Genomic DNA, 7,948 nt, shown 5'->3' on the forward strand with positions numbered 1-7,948 from the left:
TGCGTTCAAGGAACCGGTGATGCTGTTCGGCAGCCCGTCGGGGATCGGGATGTCGACGCAGCAGTCGCTGCACCTGGTCGCGAACGATCACGTGAACGTCGCGAGCGGACAGAGCGTGCACGTCGCGACGGGCAAGTCGCTGATCGGCAGCATCGGGCAGAAGCTGAGCCTGTTCGCGCAGAACGCGGGGATGAAGCTGTTCGCGGGCAAGGGCAAGGTCGAGATCCAGGCGCAGTCGGACAATGTCGAAGTCACTGCGCAGAAGGCGATGAAGGTTGTGTCCGCAACCGATCGGATCGAAATCGCGGCTGACCAGGGGATTCTGCTGACGAGCGGCGGTGCGTATATCTGGATCAAAGGTGGCGATGTTGAAATCCATGCGCCCGGGAAAATCGACGTGAAAGGCGCGTCACACACCTTCGCTGGGCCGGCGAGCACAAACTTCGTCATGCCGCATATACCCCAAGGTGCAGCGGCGCCGACCGATCTGGAATTCCGCTTGGTCGATCCCTACGGTCGCCCTAGCCCTGGTGTGGAATACAAAATGACGCTGAGTGACGGTTCCGTCAAACATGGCGTACTGGATGCAGACGGCTATGCGAAGATCAGTGGCGTACCGGCCGGCACTAGCGCAAAAGTCCAATACCTAACAGACAAGAGTCCGCCGAAGTCTGAAGTCGGCATCAGGGCCGATTCCGACTGGAGCCAGTTTCAGTCGATCAAGGTCACGGCAAAGCCTGTGGTCGACACAGGTAATTCCAACGATATCGATCCGGGTGCGAGAGCATGAGCGAATCGTCAAGCAGCGGTCTGTTGGACGCAATCTGGGAAGAGGTGCTGGGGGATGCAGCCGCTACCTTCAACTGGCTGAAGGATTTCCTATTGGGCGAATTCGTTCCGGACCGGCCGTTCTCCGTGATCGTCGCTGAAATGCTCGCGAATTTCGTGCCGGGCGTCATCATCGTCACGAGTGCGCGCGATGCAGTCGCCATCATCATTCGTCTTTCCACGCATCCGGAGCGACGCAAGGAAGTATCGGAGTGGATTCTGCTGTGCGCGTGCCTGATTGCCTTGGCCTTGCCGCTCGTGATGGCTGCTGCCGGTGCGGTTGCCGCGGGTGTTGGCGCGGTGGTCACCGGCATCATGGGTGACGAACTCGCGGCGGCGTTGCGTGCCGTGATGCTGATGCTGATCGAGGAATCGGGAAAGCTGGCGGAAATGGTCCGCTTTCTCAACAAGTTCGTCAAAGGCAATATCCTGGAGTTTCTGAAGGGTGTGAAGTTTGCCAACTATGAAAAGTCGCTGCTCGAAATTCTTCAGCAGACCACGGGCAAGCTGATCGGTATCGTGCAGGAAGTCCGCAGCAAGCTTCTGAATGCCCGTGTGTTGCATGTCAGGATCGCAGACCATCTCGAGTCGGTTCAGCGTTTGATCCAGAAGCTATCAATGTGGGAGCAGCGGTTCTACGCTGTACAGCAGGAAGGCATCCAGCAGATTCCGAGGGCCGTGGCGGAGTTGCAGCAGCGTCTCGACCGGTTGCTGGCACAGGAGGCACCCAAGGACAGCCACGTGGTATCCGCAGGCGTGACGACGACGAAGCCGCAGGCCGTTGCGCCGCTCAAGCAGGAGATCCATGACACGCCTGGTGCGACGCTTCGCGATCCTGCAACGCACCGTGCTGAGGGCGGGGGCGGAAGTTCGAGAACAGGGTCCGCGCCGGTGCGCAAGGACAAGCCGGATGTGCCACCGCCGCCGCCCGGTCAGCCGAACGTGAAGATCGAGGAGGTACATACACCGGGTGAAGAGTATGCGGTGGTGAACGGCTTAAAGATCAAGCCGTTACTCTATGACAAGTTGTATCACGGGGCCGACCGGGCCACGCTCGGCGTCGACGCGCAGATATCCGCCCAAGAGGTCGCAGCAAAGATCTATAAAGAGGGTCTGCCGGGACGAGGCAACAATATTGACCTGGTCGAACATGCGGGCGGTGCGCATGATCGCGCGTTTCGTGGGACGACGGTCATGCTGATGACACCCGACGGTCAGGCAGGTGCGATCTTGTGGGCTGATGAAGGCGGATTTGTGATCGAACTGAAGAATGTGAAGGGCTATGACGTGAATGCTGCACTAGAAGGCCGCGTTCGAAAGCCCGACGGCAGCTTTGGCGGAAACGCTGTACACGGCGAGGTGGAAATTGCAGTGCCAGGAAGGATTAGGCCGGAGCAGGTGGAGGCAGTCTATGAAGTGGTGACGAGCCGAAGCGGAAAATTGATGGCGCGTAAATTGCCAAGGTAATCACAAAATTGTCCGGAGAAATTGGATGCAGATGAACGCCGCCGAAGTGCGGGAATTGCGCGATCGATGGAACGTCGGGAAGTACAAGGACCTACTCGATGCGATCAAGGGCGCGTTGCCGGAGGATGAATGGGTGCCGCTGTGCGATTCGCTGCCCCATGTACTGGATGGATCGCCGACGATCGATCTTCGAGGAGCATCGCTCCCGGATACCAAGCTCGCGAATCTCGACTTGAGCTACAGCCATCTCGCCTTTGCTACGTTCGATGGAGCGCAATTTGATGAAGTCGGGTTTCAACACGCGATTCTGGACGGTGTCTCCTTCAAAAGGTGCGGATTTCACCTGGCGCAAATGCTCCCGGTCTACGGCGCGGGTGCCGACTTTCGCCATGCGCGATTCCGGCAATCGTTCATCGAGCATGCCAAATTGAGCAATAGCGATCTTTCCGGTGTGACGATGGCAGAGGGAAGTCTGAATTCGTCGGAGCTCGTGGAATGCAATTTTTCCGGGGTGCTGGCTGAGCGAAACGAGTGGCGCTGGAATACGACAACGCGATGCGATTTCGTGGCAACTCGTTTCGTCGAGTGCAGACTCACTGCATCTCGGTTTGACGCCGCGCGACTGACTGACGCCGTGTTTGAGAATTGCGATATGAGCGGGGTCGATTTCAGGGGGGCGGATCTGTCGGGCGTGCGCTTTATGGGAGGCACCTTTGGTGACGTACAACAGGGCGAGACGACTTTTCGGACGCGGTTCGACGATACGCCGGAGGCTCGCCGGGTGGTTGCCGCAGGTAGTACGGAAAACCAGCTCGCCGTGGAATGGTGTCCTGTTACATCGGGTTCGAGCGAACCTGTCCGGCCAAATGCCTCGGCGAAGCTGAAGGCGAGGCCCGGTGACGTCGTGCCGCAGAGCGGATGGTGGGTCAGTCCCGCACTGGGCAGCGAACAGGGGCGGCGCTATTTCAACGCGGGGGAGAGGTTTCCCGACATCAAATCGACAAACTGGGGGCTCGTGATCTGGAGCTATAACCCTACGGATCAGGGCTGAGGTTGCCGCACGGTTCGCCGCGCGGCGAGGCCGGCGGCGAATGGGCGGAATGCTACATCAGCACGATATCGTACTGCTTTGGTGTTATCGCAATAATTATTGAAAATCAATGACTTGTGTTAATTTTTCAGTTTGTGTGCTTCGCTAGCTACCCATTTGGCTACCCATTAACGATGTGCTCACTAGGCCGTGTGGAGGCGTCACCTGAATCGCGTGCATTATGCACCAGCGAGGCAGCAAGCAATCCGGGAACGGCAATCGCCAAGGAGTGACTTGGGCAAGTTTGATGGCTTTGTGCGATGGCTCCGCGTTCGGGTCGAGCGTAGCGCGCGCCGCGAGCAGTCGCTCGACCGGAAAGCAGCAGATGCGATGGAGCATCTGCAGGCTGAATGCGTGAGGCTGGCGACCGACACAGTTGGGCGTCGTATATCACCTAAGTCGCGATGGGCGATTTGGCACCGAATTTTCCCAGGCTCAAAAATAAGCAATTTGCTATAGTTCGGTCACTGCGCTGGTCGAGCGGATCTCGCCGCTGAATTTTTCGATGCGCGGATGTCACCTGTGGATAACTGCCCTCTGGCAGTTTTTTTCACGTCCAAATTTTGCCGTTCGCACCTATCCGTAGCTTCGTAAGCAGGTTATCCACAGGTGCGGTCGTGCCAAGGAACGAACTATGAAGGTTGTTGCCAGGAAAACAGATGGCAAGCTGCTCGCCCGTCTTGCGGCAGCGGCAAAGAAGCAATTGACCCCGGCGGACATTGAACAGCAGCGCCTGTCGTTTGTTTATAGCGTCATGGGGCAGCGCGAAGGTATGACGCGCGAGAAGGTTGAGCATCTGCTGAAGCAGCACGCTGCCGTCTGAAGGTATGATCCTTTGGGAGCTGGCGCAGAACGAGAAGAACGAGCATTACACGCAGCTAGAGGTTGCCAACACTGCCCGCCAATTCTCTTTCCTGCTATCACTGATCGAAGTCGCCAAGGGCGCCCAACAGCAATGGCTCTCGGAAAGAGTCATTAAGGCGCTGAACTACCATGCTATCGCCTGCCTGCATGACTATGCAGGGGAGTACCGGCCATGCGTCGTCGAACTGGGGAAGGATGAGGGCGACCATCGACCCCCGATGCCTCATTCAGTGCCGGCGCAGATGGAACACTTCGTCCACTATGTCAACTCAAGATGGAACAAATTTGATGCGCCCAAGCTGGCCGCCTTTGTTCTATGGCGCCTCAATCATATCCATCCATTCGTAAATGGGAATGGGCGAACCGCGCGCGCCGCTGCATACTTCGTCGCCTGTTTGAAGCTCGGTGGAGCGCTGCCGGGTAAGAAGACGCTCCCGGAGTTGCTGTGTGACAACAGGGGCGAGTACGTAGCCGCTTTAAAGGTGGCGGATCGCTCTCAGGCCAGTGGCGTTCAACTGGACCTCGATTCTCTGACAAGTCTAATCAGTCGTTTGCTTGAAGAACAGATTGCAAGTGCAGCAAGCTAGCTTGCTGAGATCGGGGTGTCGTCAGCGGTGACGATGCAACACGCCGAGTTCGCAGGGCCAAGCTACCAACGCCTGTCGGGGAAATGACGTCCGATCGATCGGACGCAGCCTCTTCCTGCATCGCATCGCAGTGCTACGGCGTGACCATCGAAACACTCACGTTTTAGACGATGTCCTATTTTGAAAGCTTGGATGCAACTAACAAGACTGCCGCATGTGGCCCTGGATGGTCGCTCCACCCGAACATCGGAGATTTGGGCGGTAACGTCTCCATCAAGGTCGACGGCATGCCGACCGCAGCGAGGATCCGGCGGATTCTATCGATTTCGCGAGGCTCAGAGGGGCTTGTGAATGGTGGGCTCATGCTGATTACCAGCCCATAAATCGGTGCCCCAGTTTGCAGTGTTGCATACCTGCGTTCGCATTGTCGTTGGTAGCGGTGCCCTTTATTCCAGCTGTGCTCGATGGAGTGATCAGGCTCGTAGCTGACAGCGTCGTGAACGATCCGGCGTTAGCGCCGCCGGTGACGGCGTTCTGCGCAAACGCGGTCGTCGCAATTTGCGTAGTGCTCGTCCCGGCCGTTGCGGTCGGCGCTGCCGGCGTTCCAGTGAACGTCGGCGACGCGAGCAACGCATATGACGCGGCAGCTGTTCCGCCAAGCGTCGAGGCGTTGACGGTGGTGTTGCACGTAAAGCCGGTGCTGCTCGTCCACGTGAGCGCGCTCGAGCTCGTCGAACAGCCCGGCATCGCGAATGCCGTAACGTTCGCCGTCGAGCCGGTTGCGTTGGCCAATACCGTGTTGGCCGGCTGCTGAGCAAGCTGACTGAGCGTGACGCCGTTGGTCGTTACTGAGATCGTGACGTTGCCCGTCGCGCCACTGATGGTAACGCCTGACCCTGCGATGATCGAATCAACGACTGACTGCCACGCCGGCGAGGTGGACGAGCCCGTCGAAACGATCGCCTGACCGGCCGACGAGCCAGTTGGATTGAGCAGGGACGGAGGTACCATTGTCGTGGCGAACGCGATGTGCTGGACTAGCGCGAGCAGCGCGATCGGTAAGATCCTTTTCATATCGTATGTAGCCTTATTGAAGGTGTCTGTTGTCAGCTATAGGTGGACGTGGATCCGGAGGCGAGCGATGCAAACGTCGTAAAACCGGTCGCGTTGTTTCCGACGCCTTTGTTGCCGGTCGAGGTGCCAAGCTCAGTGATGAAGACTTGGCCTGCCGTTGGCTGCGTCTTCTGCGCCGTATTAATCGATACCGTCGAGTTCGCGACGTTTTGCAGATAAAGCGCCGTCCACGTCCCGTCGGTCATCGCGACGTTGTTCAACCGGTTATCGTTGATGTTCAGGCCGCTGCAAGACGTCGCAATCACGGCCGGCGCCGTCAGGTAGCTGAATTGGTTTCCGCGAATGCCGACGTTACTGCAATTGACCAAGCCGACGCCTGCGAGCGGCGTGCCATTCGTTGGCGGATTGCCCGGGTACCCAACGAAGTTCCCAGAAATATCGATTTCCTGTGCGTTCTTGATCAGCGCAAGTGAGCCGGTCCACAATGCGCCGCCGGAAGAAGGCGTGGTATGGCATCCCTCGATCACGACGCGCTTCACCGTCTGGCCACCAGACCCTGACAGCGAAACCCCGTAGAGCATCCCCGCGAATTCGCAGTTGCGAACTCGGATGTCGCGAAGCTCAGTCGCGGTGATCGTCGAGGCGACCGCGATTGGCTGCGAGCTCGACGGAAAATCAGCATCCTGTCGGGTGAACACGGTATCGCGCAGCGACAGGTCGCCTCCACTCGGGCCGATCAGTACGCCGTTCCCGGTCGGGTAGAAGTCGCAGTTCTGAATGAAGCTGTCGCCTCCGCCTTGGGACATGTCAACGCACGTCCCCGCGAAGGCTTGGCAGCGGTCAATCTCTGCTACGCCGTATCCAATCCATTGGAACGCCGTGTTGACGCCAGTCGCACGCATCCGGCGCAGCTGCACATTCATGCAGTAGTTCGAGATGAGCGCGGTATCCACGACGCCGCTACCGTCGAGAATGAAGTCCTGCATCCCGGACCACATCGGTGCGATCCAGTTATTAGTTGAATCGAAGATCAACTGCAGCATGTATTGGCCGGAGAAATTCGGCGCCGCCTTGATCGCCCTGCCACCTTGACCTTGCAGCAGAATGGCATTCGCGCGGGCCGTGTGGATTCCCACCTGACCGCTATAGGTCGACGGAGGGGCCATTGGTTTGAGATCGATCGGCCTTGTGATGTACACGTCGCGATCAAATGGCAACTGGACCGGACGCCCGGTGTGCAGCGCGAGATTGAATGCCGCCTGCACGGCGCTCGTGTCGTCCTGAACGGATACGCTGACCATCGGGAAATCGACCACTGCCAACATACCGTTCGCGCGGTTGTAGGTCTTCGAGCCCGGAGCGAGCTTCGAATCGCCTACCGTGCCGTCGGAAGGTGTGCCGATTGATCCAGCATTCGCGCCCTTCACAACGACTTGCTGGGTGCCCGACGGGATCACGGGATTGAATGTGAGCGTTTTCCCGCTGAGAGTGCAATCGAGTTGCGGAACACCATCGAAATAGACATCGATAGCGTTGATAGATCCGTAACTGCCAGCGAGCGTCAACGACGTCGTTGTACCCGGAGTGAAATTCGTTCCGGAGACGAACGTTTCGACAGGTCGATTTGCAACCAGTGCCGTTCGTAATTGGGCAACGGTTCCTTTCACCGTCACGCCGGACTGCGTCATAAACAATAGGTCGGTGTCGGTGAAACCGCTCGCTGGCGGGAACCCCGTAAGTCTTACGCCTGCGCCAGTTGACATTACTGCGCTCCTATATTGGATAACAAGGATTACTGCCGCCCGCCGCGGGGTTGGCCGGCCGAAAGGCCCGGATGAGCGCCCGCTTCCATGAACGTCAGCAGTTGCCGGTGTTTTTGCCCACCGCCGGCTGGGGCTTCGCACTCACCGGCTAATCAGGCCTTGCTTCGCGAGTTGGTTGAGGGCAGTCGCCTTGTTGCCGGGATTCATCGAGGGATCCCAGAGAAGCTCCGAGGCGTTAAATTCGGCGTCCCGAGCCACAACTGCAGCATTCACAT

General features: G+C 58.3%; 8 protein-coding genes. 6 read left to right on the forward strand and 2 right to left on the reverse strand.

Annotation, left to right across the window (positions count from 1 at the left end):
• The 6 genes from ACV22V_RS31870 to ACV22V_RS31895 all read left to right on the forward strand — a co-directional run.
• The coding region (locus ACV22V_RS31870) for a DUF2345 domain-containing protein (RefSeq protein WP_448016667.1) at positions 1-790 on the forward strand (790 nt) is incomplete at its 5' end.
• Positions 787-2,295 carry a hypothetical protein gene (locus ACV22V_RS31875; protein ID WP_448016668.1) on the forward strand — a complete coding sequence of 503 codons (1,509 nt, stop codon included), beginning with the start codon at positions 787-789 and terminating at the stop codon, positions 2,293-2,295. The genes ACV22V_RS31870 and ACV22V_RS31875, both read left to right, overlap by 4 nt.
• A 25-nt stretch (positions 2,296-2,320) precedes the next feature.
• Positions 2,321-3,346, forward strand: coding sequence for a pentapeptide repeat-containing protein (locus tag ACV22V_RS31880; protein ID WP_448016670.1), 1,026 nt, complete (start codon positions 2,321-2,323; stop codon positions 3,344-3,346).
• Between the two features lie 673 nt (positions 3,347-4,019).
• Positions 4,020-4,208 carry a hypothetical protein gene (locus ACV22V_RS31885; RefSeq protein ID WP_448016672.1) on the forward strand — a complete coding sequence of 63 codons (189 nt, stop codon included), beginning with the start codon at positions 4,020-4,022 and terminating at the stop codon, positions 4,206-4,208.
• Between the two features lie 4 nt (positions 4,209-4,212).
• Positions 4,213-4,836, forward strand: coding sequence for a Fic family protein (locus ACV22V_RS31890; protein WP_448016674.1), 624 nt, complete (start codon positions 4,213-4,215; stop codon positions 4,834-4,836).
• Positions 4,837-5,332: 496 nt separating this feature from the next.
• Positions 5,333-5,650 (forward strand): hypothetical protein, encoded by a 318-nt coding sequence (locus ACV22V_RS31895; protein ID WP_448016676.1) that lies wholly within the window; start codon positions 5,333-5,335, stop codon positions 5,648-5,650.
• Between the two features lie 292 nt (positions 5,651-5,942).
• On the opposite strand, the gene ACV22V_RS31900 is transcribed toward ACV22V_RS31895, so the two are convergent.
• On the reverse strand, positions 5,943-7,673 hold the full coding sequence (locus ACV22V_RS31900; RefSeq protein ID WP_448016677.1) for a right-handed parallel beta-helix repeat-containing protein: 1,731 nt from the start codon (positions 7,671-7,673) through the stop codon (positions 5,943-5,945).
• A 141-nt stretch (positions 7,674-7,814) separates the two neighbouring features.
• On the reverse strand, positions 7,815-7,946 hold the full coding sequence (locus ACV22V_RS31905; protein ID WP_448016679.1) for a head decoration protein: 132 nt from the start codon (positions 7,944-7,946) through the stop codon (positions 7,815-7,817).
• Between the last annotated feature and the right edge of the window lie 2 nt (positions 7,947-7,948).

The organism is Burkholderia sp. AW33-5 (assembly GCF_053427615.1).

Excerpts from the sequence above, each read along its gene's own strand:
- ACV22V_RS31880 (WP_448016670.1), top strand. The coding sequence starts at position 2,321 with ATGCAGATGAACGCCGCCGAAGTGCGGGAATTGCGCGATCGATGGAAC.
- ACV22V_RS31885 (WP_448016672.1), top strand. The coding sequence starts at position 4,020 with ATGAAGGTTGTTGCCAGGAAAACAGATGGCAAGCTGCTCGCCCGTCTT.
- ACV22V_RS31890 (WP_448016674.1), top strand. The coding sequence starts at position 4,213 with ATGATCCTTTGGGAGCTGGCGCAGAACGAGAAGAACGAGCATTACACG.
- ACV22V_RS31875 (WP_448016668.1), top strand. The coding sequence starts at position 787 with ATGAGCGAATCGTCAAGCAGCGGTCTGTTGGACGCAATCTGGGAAGAG.
- ACV22V_RS31900 (WP_448016677.1), bottom strand. The coding sequence starts at position 7,673 with ATGTCAACTGGCGCAGGCGTAAGACTTACGGGGTTCCCGCCAGCGAGC.